Here is an 18,256-nt window from a genome sequence, read left to right as displayed (position 1 = left end):
ATTCCCTATTCTGTCTCCATAACTATCCCACAAGTAAATTTTCTTCAGGATAGTGAATTCTCGTAGGGCGGGGATCTCCTAGTACGGCAGACATCAGTAGTAAAACACCTACTCTTCCAACGTACATAGTGACAATTAAGATGAGCTTTGCTGCTGTAGATATAGTTCCTGTAATGCCTGTAGAAAGCCCTACAGTAGCAAAGGCTGATACTACTTCAAACAAAATTTGAATAAAATCTAATGTTGGATCTGTGAGGCTAATTAAAATCGTGGCGAAAATCACGGTCGCTACCGATCCTACTAACACACCTACAGCTTTTAAAATTAAAGTTATTGCTATCTTGCGATCATACAACAAAACTTCTTCTTTTCCCCGGAGAATAGCTTTTGTACAACTGGTTAGAACTCTTAAAGTTGTTGTTTTCATACCTCCCCCTGTACCACCTGGACTTGCACCAATAAACATTAGTGCAATCGTAATAAATAGACCAGCCGTAGTCATTTTGCTAATATCAATGGTGTTAAAACCAGCAGTTCTGGGAGTAACTGATTGGAACCAAGCTACTAATATCTGGTCACGAAAACTTAGAGAGCCAAATGTTGCAGGGTTTCTGATTTCTATACAGAAAAAGGCTATTATTCCTATTACTAATAATATCAGAGTTGTACTAGTCGCAACTTTGAAATCTAGGGTAAAGACTTGGGTTTGAGTTTTTTTGTGGATGCAATCGCGCAACCAAAGATACATTTCCAAAATTACCTGATAGCCAATTCCCCCAAAGATAATCAACATGCTAATGGTGAAGACTACTAAAAAGGATGATTGATAGCCAATTAAGTTATCTTTAAACAAACTAAAACCAGCATTGTTCCAAGCATTGATGCTATGGAAAATCGCTAACCAAAGTCCTTGACTCCATCCATACTCTGGAACAAAAGCTGGTATAAGTAAGAAGACTCCGGTAATTTCAAAAATTAAAGTTGTGGCAATAATTGAACGGATAACTTGGGAGCTACCACTCATCCCTGGTCGGTCTAAAGCTTGTTGAATGGCGATTTTTTGCCGCATATCAAACTTACGACCAATTAGCAAAATCAGAAATGTGGTGGTTGTCATGTAGCCCAACCCGCCAATCTGAGCTAAGAGGGCAATAAATAACTGACCCCAAAAGGAAAAATAAGTACCAGGATCGACTACTGATAAACCTGTGACACAAACTGCGGATGTGGAAGTAAATAGTGCCACAATCAGGTTATCCCATGTACCATCGCTAGTTGAGAAAGGCATCATCAACAGGATAGTACCAACAGCAATGACAGCCAGAAACCCCAAACAAATTGTGCGAGCGACAGTCATAATTAATTCAAAATTCAAAATTCAAAAAGTCAGATTTAAAATGGGTTGCCAGATGCTTTAAGCTGTAGCCCTATTTAGGAGAATTGACATAAATTCGACTCAGTAAAGTTTATTAAGGTAAAACTGAGAAATTTTTCCCAGGAGGATAAATCTCGGTTTACCTTCCCTGGAAGTAAAAATACCCTTATTTAATTAAAAACATACATGGTAGCCTACCTGTATGTTTTTTTTTGAATTCTACTTCGTCTCAATACTACTTTTTTCATGAGTGCAACACTTTACCAGCAAATTCAGCAGTTCTACGATGCTTCCTCTGGTCTGTGGGAACAGATTTGGGGCGAACACATGCACCACGGCTACTATGGTGTCGATGGCAGCCAGAAAAAAGACCGCCGTCAAGCTCAAATTGATTTAATCGAGGAACTGCTCAATTGGGCGGGGGTACAAGCAGCAGAAAATATCCTCGATGTGGGTTGTGGTATTGGCGGCAGTTCTTTATATTTGGCAGAAAAGTTTAATGCTAAGGCTACAGGAATTACTTTGAGTCCTGTGCAAGCTGCCAGAGCAACGGAACGCGCAACGGAAGCGAATTTGAGTCTGAAAACTCAGTTTCAAGTCGCCAATGCTCAAGCAATGCCTTTTGCTGATAATTCTTTTGATTTGGTTTGGTCGCTAGAAAGCGGCGAACACATGCCAGATAAAACTAAGTTTCTCCAGGAATGTTATCGGGTATTGAAACCTGGCGGGAAGTTAATTATGGTGACTTGGTGTCATCGACCGACTGATAAGTTACCACTGACGGCGGATGAGGAAAAGCATTTGCAGGATATTTATCGGGTGTATTGTTTGCCTTATGTGATTTCTTTACCAGAATATGAAGCGATCGCACGTCAACTTCCATTAAACAATATTCGCACCGCCGATTGGTCAACCGCCGTCGCTCCCTTTTGGAATGTAGTCATTGATTCGGCGTTCACTCCCCAAGCACTTTGGGGCTTACTCAATGCCGGTTGGACTACCATTCAAGGGGCGTTATCGCTGGGGTTGATGCGTCGCGGTTATGAGCGTGGGTTAGTTCGGTTTGGTTTATTGTGCGGGAATAAGTAGAAAAGTTCTTTGTTAGAAAACCGCGCTGTTTCACCACAGCGCGATCGCACTACAATTTAAGAAATTCAATGACGGCTAATATCTACCTTCAAAAACCTTACTTTGCTGTGAAATTGCCTATAATGCCACCAGCTTCGAGCGAACACCTAAAAAGTGTACCTGTTTCGCTATTCCCATCAGGCCCATCATTTACATCAAGGCTACCGAGATTCAGGGTTTGCCAATCTTTTGGCCCAGAAGTAGTATAAACTAGAGAACTAAACGAGAAACCGTTTCCAACACCATTAATCGAAACTGCTTGACACGAGCTATTATTTCCATAAATTCTGACTGACGTTGGGTGAGAACCTGGTGACAGTTGCAAGGTTCCTACAACTTGAACACTGTAACTACAGTTATTGATAATTCCCCCATAACTCGAAGTGCTTAAACATGAATTGTCTTGGGGAAAGGAATTCTTCATAGTAGCTCCTGGTGCCGTTACTGCCAAAGCTTGGTTCGCTATTAAGCTTATAACTCCAGCCAACATACTTACCAAATAACCTTTTATAAAAAACCGCATTTTTTTAACTCCAATTTTGTATATATTTCAGTTTCATAAATTGAATTTACCTAAGAATTAAGCACGTTTTTGACAAAGTTATTCTGTCGTTACAATACTTTTTTATAACTTTTTCATATAATATTTAAGCTGTCAAAAACTTTGAAAATAATGATAATCAAAAAGAGGCAAAGAAGTGCGATCTATACTCGCATCCTCTCCCTCTATACCACATGATTATCATTTTGATTAAACTTATTTTAAGTATTTTAACTCATTGACAAAATCAGCTTTATCTTAAAATCTCAAGGATGCGTTTGTAGAGACGTTGCAATACAACGTCTCTACACAGCAGAAAGTCTTACCAATAACCTTAACTAAGCGGTAAGGAATAAGAGTTACAGAGAAGTTCTTGCCTAAGTGATAGCTTAGTTAAGGCAATTTAGCGTCATTTTATTCAACGACTGTTACCGAAGCCCCTTCATTTGCTGGAGGTACACCGGGCAATTCAAGACAATATCCAGCACCATACACTGTCTTGATATAGCGGGGATGGCGGGGATCTGGTTCTAGCTTGGTTCTCAAGTGGCGAATATGCACTCGAATCGTTTCTATGTCATCATCAGGATCGTAGCCCCAAACTTCTCTGAGGATTTCGCTGGGAGAAACTGTTTGACCGTGGCGTTGCAATAAGCAGTGAAGTAACTCAAATTCCAAGTGAGTCAATTTCACCGTCTCATTGAACCATATTGCCTCAAATCTTTCGGGAACGAGGGTTAATGAGCCATAGTTGAGAATCTCACTGTGCTTTGCGGCTTGGGGAATCCGGTCAGTCCGCCGCAAAAGTGCCCGCACTCGCGCCAGCAGTTCTTCAACTTCAAAAGGTTTGGTGAGGTAGTCATCTGCGCCAGCATTAAAGCCTTCCACCTTGTCCTGAGTTTGGCTCAAAGCCGTCAACATTAACACGGGAATCTCAGAGGTGCGATCGTCGCGGCGCAGGCGTTGGCAAACGGTAAACCCATCTACTCTGGGCAACATTAAATCGAGCATGATCAAGTCTGGTTGTAGCTGGAGAGCCAGCGCCTGACCTTTGATGCCGTCTTCAGCTTGACTAACATCGTAGCCAGCCATTTCCAAGTTGACGGCAACTAGTTCTGAAATCGCTGGGTCATCGTCTATGACAAGAATCCTCGGCATTCTTAAAAATTACTACTACTTATTAAGGATAATTAACAACCTTTGATAGATACAAAGATTTTTGAATCAATGATGAAAAAGTTTTTAAATCTTACATAAATATTAAGATTAAATGACTGTGAAATCAAGACTCAATTACACGAAATCTTATAGTCTATGATGTGTTATACTCCCACCTACAATCCGTCTTGGTTTTTACAAAACGGTGTGATTATGACTGTATACACCGCTTTGTGGGGAAAACGTAACTGGCAAAGTACTACTAAAGACCCAGAACCGTCTTATCACGAGAAAATCTTCATTGGTGGTCAAGGTGTGCCAATTTTCGGCTTGGTTGCCATCCCGGAAAATGCTCATAGCACGATTATCGGCACTTATGGCATTACTGGAGAGTTAAAAACAGAGTGGTTTTTGAGAGTGCTAGGACGTAAGGCTTACGCTCAAGGATACGCGATTGTGTTATTTGATTGGCGGGCCCACGGCAAAAGTGCCGAATTGTCCCCGACTCTCACCTCTGATGGTTTGTATGAGGGGGAAGATTTTGTTCGCATCGCCGCCGCAGCTAAGGCAATGGGATGTCCGGGGAAATTTTGGTTTACAGGGTATTCTTTAGGGGGGCAATTGGCGCTATGGGCGGTGAAGGTTGCTAGTGAGGTGATTAGGGACTATGGAGATTTAGGACTAGAAGATAGGGATATTGGCGGTGGTATGGTGATTTGTCCAAGCTTGGATTCGGAGCGATCGCTATCTTATCTGGTTACAAAGCCCTTTGGCAGATATTTGGAAGCGGGGATTGCCCAAAATTTAAAAAAACTGGCGTGGCGGATACATGATGCCCATCCTGGAAGCCTTGACCCAGAAGCGATTGAACGGGCGAATAGCATTTGGGGTTTTGACAATGAACTGGTAATTAAGCGACTTGGTTTTCCTTCCGTGGAAGCATATTACCAAGCTAGTAGTGCTTTACAGATATTGCCGCAAATCTCGAAACCGACTTTGATTTTATATGCTGCCGATGACCCACTTTTTGACCCAAGTATCATACCGGAATTAGAAGAAGCGTGCGATCGCAATCCTGCAATAGATTTGTTACTCACTCAATACGGCGGCCATGTTGGCTATTTGAGCAGTAAAGACTGCCAGCGTCAGGTAAACGATTCTGATCCTTGGTGGGCATGGAATCGGGTCTTACAATGGTTAAAGCAACAACGAACAGAGTAATAGGCGAGACGATATTCTAGTTGTAGAATACTCGACGGATGGAGTCGTATTGCTTGGAAGCCCAAAATAGAGAGGATGGCATTGACCCAGAGGCTACCACAATATCATTGGTAAACCAGCAAGAACAGAAGCAATACCTGTCCAGAGAGTAAAACGCGCAATATCTAACTCATCCAAAGCAACGCTCATTTGCCTAATTGCTAATAGCAGCGCTGCTAGTAGCAGTATAAAAAAGGCAAAGTACTCCAAATTAATGATCATTCATCCTCACTATGTTCTACAAAAAAGTAGTTGTAATAGGTTTTTAACAAGCTTTGGCAAGAGTTTTTTGTTCCAGATTTAACACTTTCTGAAAAAAACTATTTACTACTGAAGAGATATCTACTTCAGAACACTTGCAGACATTGGTCGTAGTTCCTTTGAGGTATGGAAAATTCTAGGAAAAACACGCGCAGTTGTATATAGTAATGCTAAAGCGTTAAACCAGATCCACCCATAATAATCGTCGTAATTAAACAAACTATTAAAGTACAATTCCCTTGACTTTTTGACTCAATGACCGCTTCTAATGATATTTGGCTACCTGCACCCACGGATTTCACTTTGCTACCGGATGATATTCATGTCTGGCGTATAGAACTTGACCAACCAGAACTACAACTACAAAATTTAGCAGCAACTCTTTCCAGTGACGAAATGGCCCGTGCGGAACGGTTCTATTTTCAGGAACATCGGCAGCGTTTTATTGCTGGTCGTGGTATTTTGCGAACTATATTAAGTCGCTATTTAGATATCAAGCCTTTACAAGTGCAGTTTAATTATCAACAGCGTGGCAAACCAGTATTAGCAGATACATTTGCCGATAATGGACTGGCGTTTAACTTGTCTCATTCCCAAGGGTTGGGTTTGTGTGCAGTGAATTGCACCAGAGAAATTGGTGTAGACCTAGAATATATTCGCCCGATGTCTGATATTGAAGCTCTTGCCAAACGGTTCTTTTTACCGAGAGAATATGAAATGTTGCGATCGCTATCTCCCAACCAACAGCAAGAGGTATTTTTCCGTTACTGGACTTGTAAGGAAGCTTATTTAAAAGCAACTGGAGACGGACTATCCCAGTTAGAGCAAATTGAAGTGTCGCTCACTCCCACAGAACCAGCCAAGTTACAGATAACTGAAGACTGGAGTTTATTTGAACTAGTACCCGCTAACAATTATGTTGCTGCTGTTGCGGTAGCAGATTTTGGCTGGGATTTAAAGTGTTGGCAATACTAATTCTAGGCATTAGTCATTAATTAAGTTAATTATTCTTCCCCTGCTCCCCCTGCTTATTTATCTTCCTGCATATTTCTGACAATTTTTGTTACCAGATTTCTAGGTACAAATCTGACGCTTTTTGCAAGTATTGTATTGAGTAAACCAGGAATGACAATGGTTTGACCCTTCATTAAGGCACGAAAACCAACTTCTGCTACTGTTCGTGCATCCATCATCCTCTTACCCTTGAGCAACTTAGAGTCAGCCATTCCGGTTCTTTCGTGAAAAGCGGATGCGGTTGAGCCTGGGCAAAGAACTGTCACAGTGACACCAGTACCTTCTAATTCATTAGCGATCGCTTCCGAAAACGATAAGATATAAGCTTTAGTAGCAAAATAAACTGCCATCAAAGGCCCTGGTTGAAAAGCAGCAGCCGAGGAGACGTTTAATATCTTACCTTCACCTTGCTTGACCATGTGTTTCAGGAATAGCTTGGTTAAATGGGTGAGACACACCAAATTTACTTGTAGCATTTCCAGTTCAGTAGCTAGGTCTGTTTCGTGAAATAATCCATAGATACCAAATCCGGCATTATTTACCAGCACATCAACATTAATATCGGCTTTTTGTAACTCCGTGAAAATTTCTTCAGGAGCCGTTGATATAGATAAATCTTTAACAATAGTTTTGACAAAAATTCCAAATTTCTCTTGGAATTTAGCTGCAATTTCTACTAGCTTTGGCCCGTTTCTATCTACTAAGACCAGATTGTAATCATGAGCAGCAAAAATACAGGCTAATTCGTAGCCAATTCCACCGGCTGCCCCGGTAATAAGAGCAGTTTGTTTGCTCTGTCTTTGAAGTGTTGTTTTCATTTAAGAATATTGGTGAATTCAACTTGATCAAGCTGCGTTGCATTTACAGTGGTTCTCGTTCTACAATTAAGTACGCGTAATATCTCAACCTACAAGAAATATCTTGAGTTATTACTCTTTCAAATGCTTGTTTAGTGCATTGGATAGATGTAGCAGTCCAAACGCAAATTTAGGACTTATGCATCGAAGAAGTTGGGCATTAAATAAGTTCGGTTATTTCAGACTACTAGCATAAGGCTTTTAATCACTCACAAAAGCCAGCAGGTAAAATCAAACTTTTATGCCCGACATTAACCATTCTATCCTCAATTGCTTCTGTCAAGGGGTGAATACTAAATATTTACATGATTGAGCATAAAAAAACAGGGCAATTATATTGCCACTGTTGGTATATAAGTTGTTGCTGGCATCTGAAATATTAACTATTCAGCAGTACTGAGTTTTAAAAAACATCGACTGAATAAACTTGTTTTGTTGTATTTGTAGGGTGTGTTAAGGCTTCCGTAACGCACCGAAAGTATCCGGGATAATACGTTACGTTCCTAACACATCCTACGCAAGTTGTGAATTTCTAAGCGAGATTCAAGAAGCCGCTTTGAATCAAGTAGGAAGTATAAGTCATAAACAATTGAGAGTCAATGGGAGGACAAGCAATAGAACTACCTGCCAATGCATGAAGAGTATCTTGGCAGCTAATATGGGGTCTTCTAGCTTGTAAATACAAATCAGGAATAGTCAGTTGTTCATCAGACCAACGTTCCAGCAAAAATGGTCGCAGAGTGTATAAAGGATTGTCAGCAGAAGTGACATTATTGATTAACTCTGATTGCCATTTTTCGTAAGGAATCATCTCAACTGAATAACCAAAAGAGCGTATCCACTCAACTAGCATTTTTAAAGCGGCGGGTTGGGGATGTTGTAAATTGAAAGCCTTACCTATGGATTCTTTCTGTCTTGACAGATAAACGATCGCTTTACTTACATAGTCCACAGGTGACATATCCAACATATAATCTACATCAGGAAAATATCCCATTTGTAGACAACCTTTGGTCATCAGATTGATAAAGTCATGTGTGTTACAAATACCTGTTTTGCTATCACCAGAAATCAGTGGTGGTCTGTGGATAGTTACAGGCAGTCCACGGTCACGAGCAATTTTGACTAACTTTTCAGCTACCCATTTAGTTTGGGAGTAACCAAGATAAATACCTTCCCAATGATTGAATTCATCCTGCTCTTTGACAACCTTGCCAGCATAAGCAGTGGATTCAAAAACAGCAACACTAGAAACGTAATGTACAGGCTTGACTTTAACTTGACAAGCCAATCTCAAAACTTCTTGCGTTCCTAAAACATTGGCTGCTTTCAGTGCTGAGTAAGGAAAAACATAATTTAACAAAGCACCACTATGATATATAGTATCAATATTGGTAGCTAAAATTTGAAACTGTTCCGAACCAACACCTAACAATGGCAGAGATAAATCGCCGACAATCGGAATAATTCTGGAGGTAAATTCTTCCTGCCAAATAGCATACTGTTCCAGATTATTTTGGAGTTTGCTTTTGCCTTCTTGGGCATTAGCAGCACGTACTAAGCAATAGATATCCGCATTAGTTTCTTGTAGCAATTCCCGGATGATGAAAGCTCCTAAAAAGCCTGTTCCTCCAGTTAAAAAGATGTTCTTGGGTTCACCCACAAGTACATTAGATGCAGCACCAGGATGGATGGTAGGATCAAGAACAGCCTCAGCACCTAAATCTAGAACAGAGGGTGCAGTATTGGCATTAGAGGCTACTACCTTTGTATCTTGAACTGGTGAACCTTCTTGCACTTCTTCAGCTAAACGCTGTGAAAGAGCTTCAATATTTGGATAATGCCACAGCAGCAACGGAGATGGTTGAAATCCGAGCAACTTCTCTAAGTTACTGACTAGAATCATTGCTTGGGCTGAATCCAAACCATAGTTTTCTAAATGTTCTTTGACATCTATTTCATCAGTTGCTACGTCTAGCAATTTAGCTAAATTAGATACCAAAAATATTTGAATATCGTCTGCTGTGAAAGACTGTTTTATAGTCATTTTTAAATCTCCAACAAGGATGTAGAACGAACAGGGTGATACTGACTGTAATAATCGGAAGTTTGCAGCCCTTGAATTTTCAAATTTTGGACACGATACAAAAAGGCTGCACCAGTCATAATTTGATTAGCAACATCAACTACCTGACGATTATTTGGTTCAGACAAATAAGAACCGCGTACCCAGTCATTGAAACCGCCCATTGCCGGGCCACACCAAATTTGATAATCGACTTCTCTACCTTTTTCACCAGAACTAGACCAGCGAGAAGATAATCCTAGATACCAGCGGAAAATCAACGCCATTTTCAGTTTGGGATTATTGACTGCTTTCCCAAGTTTTTCAGGATTCTTTTGGGACAAATAAGCCGCAGTTCCTTCCCATACTTCGGCAATAGTTTTACGAAAAACTTGTTTTTCTAATTTCTCTCTTTCTGCCAAAGGGATGCTTTCAATGGAATCATAAGCGCGATAGAGTTCAAATAATTTCTGCGCTCGCATGGGGAACATTGTACCCCGTTTGAGAACTTGCAATTTGACTCCCATTTCAAACATATCTGCTGCTGGGGCCATTATCATATCAGCCATTTCTGCTTGGGCTAGTAACTTTTTGGTATGTTCACAAGCCCCAGATTCAACACATGACTGATTAATGGAACCGGTCATTATATAAGCAGCACCCATCATGAAAGCTGCTAATGCTGATTGTGGTGTTCCAATTCCCCCTGCAACGCCGATTCTAATCGGTGTTTGGTAATGATATTGTGCTTGAATTTCATCACGCAAAGCAATAATAGAAGGTAACAAGCAAACCAGGGGACGGTTATCTGTATGACCTCCAGAATCAGCTTCGACGGTAATATCATCAGCCATCGGAACTTTAGTTGCAAGGGTTGCTTGTAACTCGGTAATTAACCCTTGTTGAAGAAGTTCTTTGAGAATTCTTGCTGGTGCTGGTTGCAAAAATTTAGTCGCAACTTCTCGACGAGAAATTTTGGCAATGACTTTATTTTTGATTTCAATTTGATTGCTGCTATTTAAGCTCAATCCAGCAACACGGTAATAAACAATGTTGGGTGTCAAGTCGAGAAATGCAGATGCTTCTACTGTTCTCACTTGATATTTGAGGTATAAATCCACTGCGCGGCGTTCAATCGCAGGTTCATTGGGACTGTGGATTAAATTAAATGCGTAGGGCCCTTGAGGTAAAGCTTGTTGGATGCGATTGATGGCTGCTTCCAAACGTTCTGGAGTTAAACCACCTGCACCAAAGGAACTCAAAATTTGCTCTTTTCCGAGTGCAATGACCATTTCTTCGGAAGCAATTCCGCCAGCCATTGCACCTGTAACGTAAGCATATTTTACTCCATGAGAGGAGAGAAAATTGGGATCTCCAAACTGTTGAATGCGGATTGGGGCTGCAAATGTCAGCAATTCTACTTGTGCTGTTGTGCCATTATCACCAGGGCATAAATACCCCTCGTTTGTGACACCGATTTTTCCGGCAACTTTCACGATGTAGCAGGGTTTATTTAACACCATCAATTTATCTTTGATGGTTTGTTTTTCAAAAGATACAGTTTCTAAAGAACCTTTCCAAACCTGGTTTTTGTTATATGACCAGGAAGAAAAATTAAGGCCATTATCGTGTTTACTTAGTACCGTATCTACGGTTGTCACGGCAGTTATCCCTCGGATTACAATTATTAAATAAGGGGAGTGGGGAGTGGGGAGTGGGGAATAGGGAATGGGGAAGAAATATTTTCCTTTTATCAATCCACCTTTCCCCTTACCCAAGGTTATTGACGGTTGAAGTATGTAGACTTATGTCAAGATTCGTCGTTAAGTAAGTTTTGGGCGCAAGCTAGTTGCAATTGAATGATTTCGCTCATTTGCTGACTGTAATCTTGTCTAGCTTGTAAGAAGGCTGTGTGTGCTTTAGTTATCTTTGAATTATTCGCATTGAGCTTTTGATACTGGGTCTTATTTAAATCGAACATGCTGATGATGCTACTAATTTTTTTAGTGATGACAGGTGGCGAATGAAGAAGATTTTGCTGCCCAATTGCACTTGACTCAGAAGATTGTAATTGTTCTCTAGTTTCAAAAACGTTATCAATGATATTTTTCGGTTTTACTTCTTCTGGCTGAGGCAAGATGTTAGGGGAATGACTTTCTTGTTGAGTTATGTGGTTGGAAGTGTTAAGAAAATCTGTGATTTCAGGTTGTTGGAGATTAGGTATATTTGGATGCTGTATTTTGAAGCGATCGCATTTAATATCCTCAACCAAATCTTTAACAATCTGGCGATTTTCTTCACTCAAAATTGTAGCAGCGATTGCTTTTCCACCCAAGGTAACTGTTCTCAATGTTGCTTTATTTTGATTAGCAGTTCCTTGAGCTTTGTTGTACAACGGTGATAAATCGACATTCACCTGATGACTGAGTAGTTTTGCTAATGCTTTGACCATTGCAGCATGGTCATCCATCCCTCTACGATTTAGAGAAACTGTGATATGTTCTTGGTTGCCGAGAATTTTGTCAATCCATCGCGAACAGACATTACCTGCGCCTGCTTCTAGAAATATTTTGACTCCATCACCATAGACACGATTAACTAATTGCGGAAAATCAAGTTCTTGGCACAATCCTTTGGCGATGTTGTGGGCAATGGTATCACTATCAAGTACGATTGGTTGATAATCGGCGGCTGAGTAAAACACAATACCAGGGAGATTTTGCGATGGTAAGGTGTTTACCTTCTTGATTTCCTCGTACTGCGATCGCATTGCTTCACAATGTATCACATGGTCGAAGGGCGCGGGGAAGGCATTACAACCTAATGTTTCAATCACTCGCTTACAGGCGGCATCATCACCAGCAATTAATACTTCTTCTGGTGTGTTGATTTGAGTTAAGTAGACGCGATTCTCATGTTTCAGGCATTCTCTAACTTGCGATGGAGTAGCCATGAGAACATAGGTATTCCAAAGATTGTTGTTTGGTGAATCGGTTAATCCCCAATATTCACGCACAGCATTTTTCGGCCCAGATAACTTATCGCCAAATAGAGGTGATGAGTTTAAGGTGTTACTTCCACCCTCAAAATCACTCCAAACCCCTTGGGCAACCATCATGCTAGTTTCACCCAAGCTATACCCAAATACAGATTGCGGCTTGACTTTAAAATCATCTCGGAAAATTGCCGTCATGTATCTAGCAAAGGCGATTTCACTTTCAAACATTGCCAGTGAATCATCTAACAATTGCTTTTCGAGTGTTTCTAGTTGCCTGGTTGTTAATTTAGGTAAGCTTCTGGGATAAACTAACTTTTCGACATCGGCAGCCCGGTTGTAGAGATTATTACTTTTTAAATCCTCGAATACTTTCGGAAATAAGCGGAAGACGCTGCGACCAATACCAATGTAAGAATTGACTGCTGCGGGGTAAACATAAGCAACTGCTCCAGTTTTACCTAATGGTTTCGCTGTGAAATAACTACCTAGTGGTGTTTGCCAATCTGTGCCGTTTTCAAAAGCATTATTTATACCTTTGCGGGCAGATTCAATTTCTTTGAGTAAATCTTTTGTGTTACGTCCTGTGATTGATAAGACGTATTTTGGATTAGAATGCTGTTGAAAGGTAGCAAATGTTTCGCTGGCGGTAGCTGATAAAGAAGAACTCGCTTCTATGGTATTTTGGAGATTGTTGAGAAGATCGGAGATGGTGGTGCGATCGCTAACTGCGATTGGAAACAGATGAAAAGGCATTTGTTGCAAATATCTGTTGTCGCGCTCCTCTTGGCTGGGTTCCTCTGACAAGATTAAATGGGCGTAACTGCCATCTATACCCATACTATTAATTGCTGCTATTCTGCGTGTGCCGCCTTTATCGACAAACCAAGGTCTTGATTCCATTGCCACATAGAAAGGGCTACCTTCCCATACTTGCGGTGTTTTGACACCAGACCATTTTGGTGTGGCGGGAATATACCTGTAATAAAGACAGAGAGCAGTTTTGATTAAGCTAGCAATTCCCGATGCTGTGTAGGTGTGGCCGATATTGGATTTAACACTACCTAACGCACAGTGCAAACCATTGCCCACTTTTGGATAAGCTTGCAGTAAACCTGTGATTTCCGCTTCATCCTCCTGGGGAATGCCGCTACCGAAGACTTCCACATAGTTAACTTCTGTGGGTTGAATATCTGCCATCTCGAAAGCTTGTTTGCAGACATTGCTGATAGCTGAAGCATCAGGTTTTACCAGAGCATCACTCAAAGTAGAATTACCTTGTGCGAAACTCATGGCATCAATTACTGCATAGATGCGTTCATTATCTTCCTTAGCTGCTTCGTAGCGCTTGAGGACAACAGCACCCGCACCTTCGCCAACCGTCCAACCATTAGCTTGTTGGTCATAACCCAACGTATTGACACCTGTATTAATTGGTGCAAATTGGCTGCGGAACAAGACGTTTTCTACACCACCGGCTAAATCTACCGCACCCACAACCACCGCGTCTACTTCGCCCGTAGCAAGTAGCATTTGGGCAACTTCCAACGCTTTGAGGGCAGAATTTTCGCCAGCGCTAACAGTGAATGCAGGGCCAGTGAAATTCCATAAAGCAGAAATCCGACTCGCCATGATGTTGGCGATGTGACTCACATATTCGCCGATTTCTACTGGTTGGTGGATGCTATCTTTGACAATGGTTTCCAGTTGCGCCAGTTGTTCAGCAGGTAGAGAAATTCCTTGGTTGAGTAAGCCGTCCTTAACTTGCCAAGATAGATTCCATCTTTGCTGTAGCTGATGCACAGAGAATTCTGTCTCGGCGGCGACTATAACTGCCACATTGCCACCCTCCTGTAGTTTCGCATCTTTCACGGCGCGATCGCTAACCTTCAGAAGCAACAATTGTTGTGGATTTAATTTCTCTATCTCATTCGGTGGGATTTTGCACGATAAAGTATCGATTTCAAAATCTTTAATATATGCCCCTACTGGTGCTTTCCCGTCTGGAAAACCGTACTCTTTCAGAACACTTTCTTGATTTTCTATCCCATGCCATCTTTGAGGCGGTAGAGAAGTAAAATGTTGTGTTCCATCATAAATACTGCGTTCAAAAGCATCTAAGCCATTGCAGTTACCAAAAAAGGCATCCATGCCGACAATGGCGACTTTGGTAGGCGGAACAGGTGGAGTTGGTTCAACAGATTGTGTTGTATTTCCTTGTTCTAAAATCAGATGAGAATTAGTGCCACCAAAACCAAAAGCGCTAATAGCCGCCCGTTTAATTGGTGCATTATTATTCGGCCATGTTGTAGCTGTTCTAACAATTTTATCGGCAGAAATTGTACCTTTTTCTGAAGTTAAAGGTTCCGAAACATTCATGGTTGCTGGAATTACACCATGCGACATACTCAAAATCACTTTAGTCAAGCCAACCATGCCAGCAGCAGTTAACAAGTGACCAGTATTTGCCTTAGCAGAACCTACCAGAGGCGCAGCTTGATTTTGGCCAAAGAATGTTTCGATGGAGTTAAATTCGGTTGTATCTCCTAGCAATGTGCCGGTGGCGTGACACTCTAGATAATCGATGCTTTTGGAACTAAAATTCGCCTCATTATAGGCTCGTTCAAAAGCTAAGGTTTGTCCTTTAGGATTCGGACTGAGTAAATGTTTACCTTTGCCATCATTGGAGAGTCCATTACCGCAGATAGTGGCAAGAATATTATCGCCATCTCTAACGGCATCAGAATATCTCTTCAGCATCACCATCCCCACACCATCAGCGGGAATTAGCCCTCTAGAGGATTTATCTAAGGGGCGGCTGATACCGTTTTCTGCATACCCTTGAACACCGGAAAATAACATCCGCACAAATAGGGAATCTGCACAACTGATGGCTCCAGCTAACATGACATCAGCTTTGTGTGACCATAAGTAATGAGATGCTAGTTTAATCGCATAAAATGATGACGAGCAAGCAGCATCCAGACATAAATTAATCTGGGATAGAGACAGAGCTTGAGCAACGATAGATGCTGGTAAACCAGATATCATTGCATTGTATAAAGACGCTTTGGTTGCACTTGGTACAGCTAAATTAAAGTCTTCATCCTGCAAAAGTTCTCTGACAGCAGGATTAATAGCTTGCTGGTAAATTGGCGAGAATAATTGATTAGATAATTTTGTTGGGAATGACAAATTACCTAAAATTACGCCGCATTTTGCCAGGACATTTTGATTACCCCAATAACCACTTTGTACGATTGCTTGTTTAGCGGCATACAATGACCATTTGAAGGTGTTATCTAAACTAGCAACAAATTCTGATGGTAGATTGTATTCAGATGGATTAAACTGGAAGTTGCGGATGTAACCGCCTTTGAGAGAATAGGTTTTGTCTGGTGTACCTTTAACTGGATTGTGAAAAATTGTCGGATCTACTCCGATTTCTTCGACGGTTGCAGAGGATGTCGAATCTTTTTGATTAACGATGTTTTGCCAGTATTCTTCAGGATTCTTTGCATCGGGGAATAGGCATGATAATGCGATGATGGCTATTTTTTCCACGATTTATATGCTCCGAGTTTGGGTATTTAGCAAGAGATAATTAAAAGGCAGGATTTACGCTGTTCCCCAAACTTTAAACGAGGCAAGTTATAGCAATCTGAAGATTAAGCTAGCTTGGATAGTTTACAGTAAAGACTTTATTCCTTAGTACAAGATATTTAGCGAACTCTCTGCGAACCTTTGCGTTTCCCTTTGCGTTTAAAATTCAACCCTCAATTCGCCACAATTTAATACAAATCTGTACTTATAAAACAAGGACTAAAGTCCTTACTACAAACTTTGAATTTCACAGATTACTAGCTTCTGAGCATTTTCATTGACCAAATAATGGCATGAGCGCCGAGCATTCGTGAATAGATTTTACCTTGGCGGTCGTGTATGATGAAGTTTGCGATCGCACTGCTTGGTGTCTTAGATAGTACTTCACAAGAAACGTAAAATGTTTCGTTATGTGGTATCGCTTCAAACTGTTCAAATTTCTCTACTTTTCCAGGTAAACAACCTTCTTCATGAAAGTGTTGTGTCCAAATCCATAAAGCGTGCATACTCAAGTCAGTGGTGTAAGGATTTACCCATTGGACTGGGAATTGTCCTTGTTGCTGTGCGCTGAGTTCTGGCCAAAGACATTCTGTAGTGATTTTTTCAGGACTAATGTTTAAAACTCTCTTAACTTCTTGAAAACCGGGGCCGTGAAATAATGTCGCCCCACCATTTTGGTAAAATGCTTTTCCTGTCGCAGTGATGATATTATCTGGTTCGAGATTGAGAGATTCATAGATGGGTGCATCTGGAATTTCACGCTGGAGATTGAGTTGAGCGCTAAAATGAAAATGGGTTCTCCCTTCAGGGTTTTTACTCGAAATTTTGGCTTTAAGTTCGATTCGTTCGAGATTAACTTTAGAAATTTCTTCTATTTCTAAAATATGTTCCTTTGCTAATGTTTCATTAAAAGTAATCCCCTTCAAAACTTTGAAATCTTGGTAATTAAACAATCGATAACCAGGATATAATTGTTCAGAAGCATTGATAATCCAGGTCATTGCACAAGTTGCTGGTAAAACAGGAGAACCAGCAATTGTATGATCGTGTAAAAATGGATTAGCCTCCAATGTCATTTGGCGACGAATACGATAAGTTCGTAGTTCTGAATCTAACTCCGCCGCCAGGGGAACTAATGGACTACCAATAACAACTTGTGCAGTTGCATGATTGGAATTATCCATTTCTTTCACGAGCATTTGTGCCCCAACTGCAATGGGAATTATTTCAATTTTTCGCTCTTGAAAAATCTTCTTTAATTCTGCTGTCACCATCCCACTGTCCCAAGCGCCCCAGTTGATAGCGACGACATGACATGAGGGATAACTTTGCTTAAATATATGGGCTGATTTGTTCAGAATTTCATTTGCGATCGCATAATCAGATTGTCCAGGATTTCCGTAAAAGCCCGTTACTGAAGAAAACAAAACTAAATGCTGAAGTTGATTAGGGTTGACGCAAGTTAGCAGGTTTTCTAAACCTTGAACTTTGGCGGTGTAAACCTTTTCAAAATCCTCTTCTGTTTTCTTTTCAATTAACTTATCAGCTAAATTTCCCGCGCCGTGGATGATTCCGGTAATTGGGCCCAGATGTTGGACAGCAGTAGCAAGTTTTTCTTGTAAAGCTGCCGTATCTGTGACATCGACGCTGATATATTCTGCTTTAGCTCCGGTTTTTTCAATTGCTGCTAGAGTCTTTTTAATCTCGCGGCTGGAGGTAATTTTGTTATATATTTTTTGTACATTCATGGGTGTGGGCTTTTCTCCTTGAGAAAGAAGATTTTCCATGATGCATTTTTTCAATGCGGAGTCATCAGAATTTTGAGCATAATCTGGCTCGGTTTCTAATAGTTCGGAGCGACCGAGGAGGATGAATTTGCAGGGTTGCTGTTGGGCTAATCTGATAGTACACTCAGCCGTAATCCCTTTTGCACCGCCGCTCACGACAAAGACAGATGATGGACTAAGCTGGGCTGTTTGTGTCATAAATCCTCGTGAAT

Annotated in this window: 12 protein-coding genes; 3 read left to right on the top strand and 9 right to left on the bottom strand. The window is 40.9% G+C overall.

The genetic code is table 11. The annotated features are described in order from the left end of the window. Positions 1-22: 22 nt before the first annotated feature. Positions 23-1,357: a TrkH family potassium uptake protein gene (locus tag RMX69_RS14070; protein ID WP_289797627.1), complete on the bottom strand. Its 1,335-nt coding sequence runs from the start codon at positions 1,355-1,357 to the stop codon at positions 23-25. Between the two features lie 264 nt (positions 1,358-1,621). Here RMX69_RS14070 and RMX69_RS14065 point away from each other — a divergent pair, with 264 nt between their 5' ends. Further along, complete coding sequence (locus tag RMX69_RS14065) at positions 1,622-2,464, top strand: methyltransferase domain-containing protein (protein WP_322637808.1); 843 nt, start codon at positions 1,622-1,624, stop codon at positions 2,462-2,464. 97 nt (positions 2,465-2,561) lie between these two features. Here the strand turns inward: RMX69_RS14065 and RMX69_RS14060 are convergent, their stop codons facing one another. Beyond that, the gene (locus RMX69_RS14060) at positions 2,562-3,026 is read right to left on the bottom strand and encodes a hypothetical protein (protein WP_289797629.1); all 465 of its coding nucleotides are present in this window, start codon (positions 3,024-3,026) and stop codon (positions 2,562-2,564) included. A 432-nt stretch (positions 3,027-3,458) separates the two neighbouring features. Beyond that, positions 3,459-4,202, bottom strand: coding sequence for a response regulator transcription factor (locus RMX69_RS14055; protein WP_118170349.1), 744 nt, complete (start codon positions 4,200-4,202; stop codon positions 3,459-3,461). A 156-nt stretch (positions 4,203-4,358) separates the two neighbouring features. Between RMX69_RS14055 and RMX69_RS14050 the strand changes: the two genes are divergently transcribed. Then, positions 4,359-5,423 (top strand): YheT family hydrolase, encoded by a 1,065-nt coding sequence (locus tag RMX69_RS14050; RefSeq protein WP_322637807.1) that lies wholly within the window; start codon positions 4,359-4,361, stop codon positions 5,421-5,423. A 93-nt stretch (positions 5,424-5,516) separates the two neighbouring features. On the opposite strand, the gene RMX69_RS14045 is transcribed toward RMX69_RS14050, so the two are convergent. After that, a complete protein-coding gene (locus RMX69_RS14045; protein WP_180277755.1) occupies positions 5,517-5,684 on the bottom strand; it encodes a hypothetical protein in 168 nt (55 codons plus the stop codon). A gap of 294 nt (positions 5,685-5,978) precedes the next feature. On the opposite strand from RMX69_RS14045, the gene hetI reads away from it, so the two are divergent. Further along, positions 5,979-6,698 (top strand): 4'-phosphopantetheinyl transferase HetI, encoded by a 720-nt coding sequence (gene hetI, locus RMX69_RS14040; protein WP_322637806.1) that lies wholly within the window; start codon positions 5,979-5,981, stop codon positions 6,696-6,698. 53 nt (positions 6,699-6,751) lie between these two features. Here the strand turns inward: hetI and RMX69_RS14035 are convergent, their stop codons facing one another. The 5 genes from RMX69_RS14035 to RMX69_RS14015 form a co-directional block, all read right to left on the bottom strand. Next, on the bottom strand, positions 6,752-7,555 hold the full coding sequence (locus tag RMX69_RS14035; protein WP_322637805.1) for an SDR family oxidoreductase: 804 nt from the start codon (positions 7,553-7,555) through the stop codon (positions 6,752-6,754). Positions 7,556-8,126: 571 nt separating this feature from the next. Continuing rightward, the gene (locus tag RMX69_RS14030) at positions 8,127-9,641 is read right to left on the bottom strand and encodes a thioester reductase domain-containing protein (RefSeq protein WP_322637804.1); all 1,515 of its coding nucleotides are present in this window, start codon (positions 9,639-9,641) and stop codon (positions 8,127-8,129) included. 2 nt (positions 9,642-9,643) lie between these two features. Further along, a complete protein-coding gene (locus RMX69_RS14025) occupies positions 9,644-11,320 on the bottom strand; it encodes a PfaD family polyunsaturated fatty acid/polyketide biosynthesis protein (RefSeq protein ID WP_322637803.1) in 1,677 nt (558 codons plus the stop codon). Between the two features lie 149 nt (positions 11,321-11,469). Next, the gene (locus RMX69_RS14020) at positions 11,470-16,218 is read right to left on the bottom strand and encodes a PfaB family protein (protein ID WP_322637802.1); all 4,749 of its coding nucleotides are present in this window, start codon (positions 16,216-16,218) and stop codon (positions 11,470-11,472) included. A 296-nt stretch (positions 16,219-16,514) separates the two neighbouring features. Beyond that, on the bottom strand, positions 16,515-18,242 hold the full coding sequence (locus RMX69_RS14015) for an SDR family NAD(P)-dependent oxidoreductase (RefSeq protein ID WP_322637801.1): 1,728 nt from the start codon (positions 18,240-18,242) through the stop codon (positions 16,515-16,517). Positions 18,243-18,256 lie beyond the last annotated feature (14 nt).

The organism is Nostoc sp. EspVER01, assembly GCF_034530635.1.
In the GTDB taxonomy this organism is placed as follows: domain Bacteria; phylum Cyanobacteriota; class Cyanobacteriia; order Cyanobacteriales; family Nostocaceae; genus Nostoc.
The sequence above is the reverse complement of the archived record's forward strand: the minus strand, read 5'-3'. Positions and strand labels throughout refer to the sequence as shown.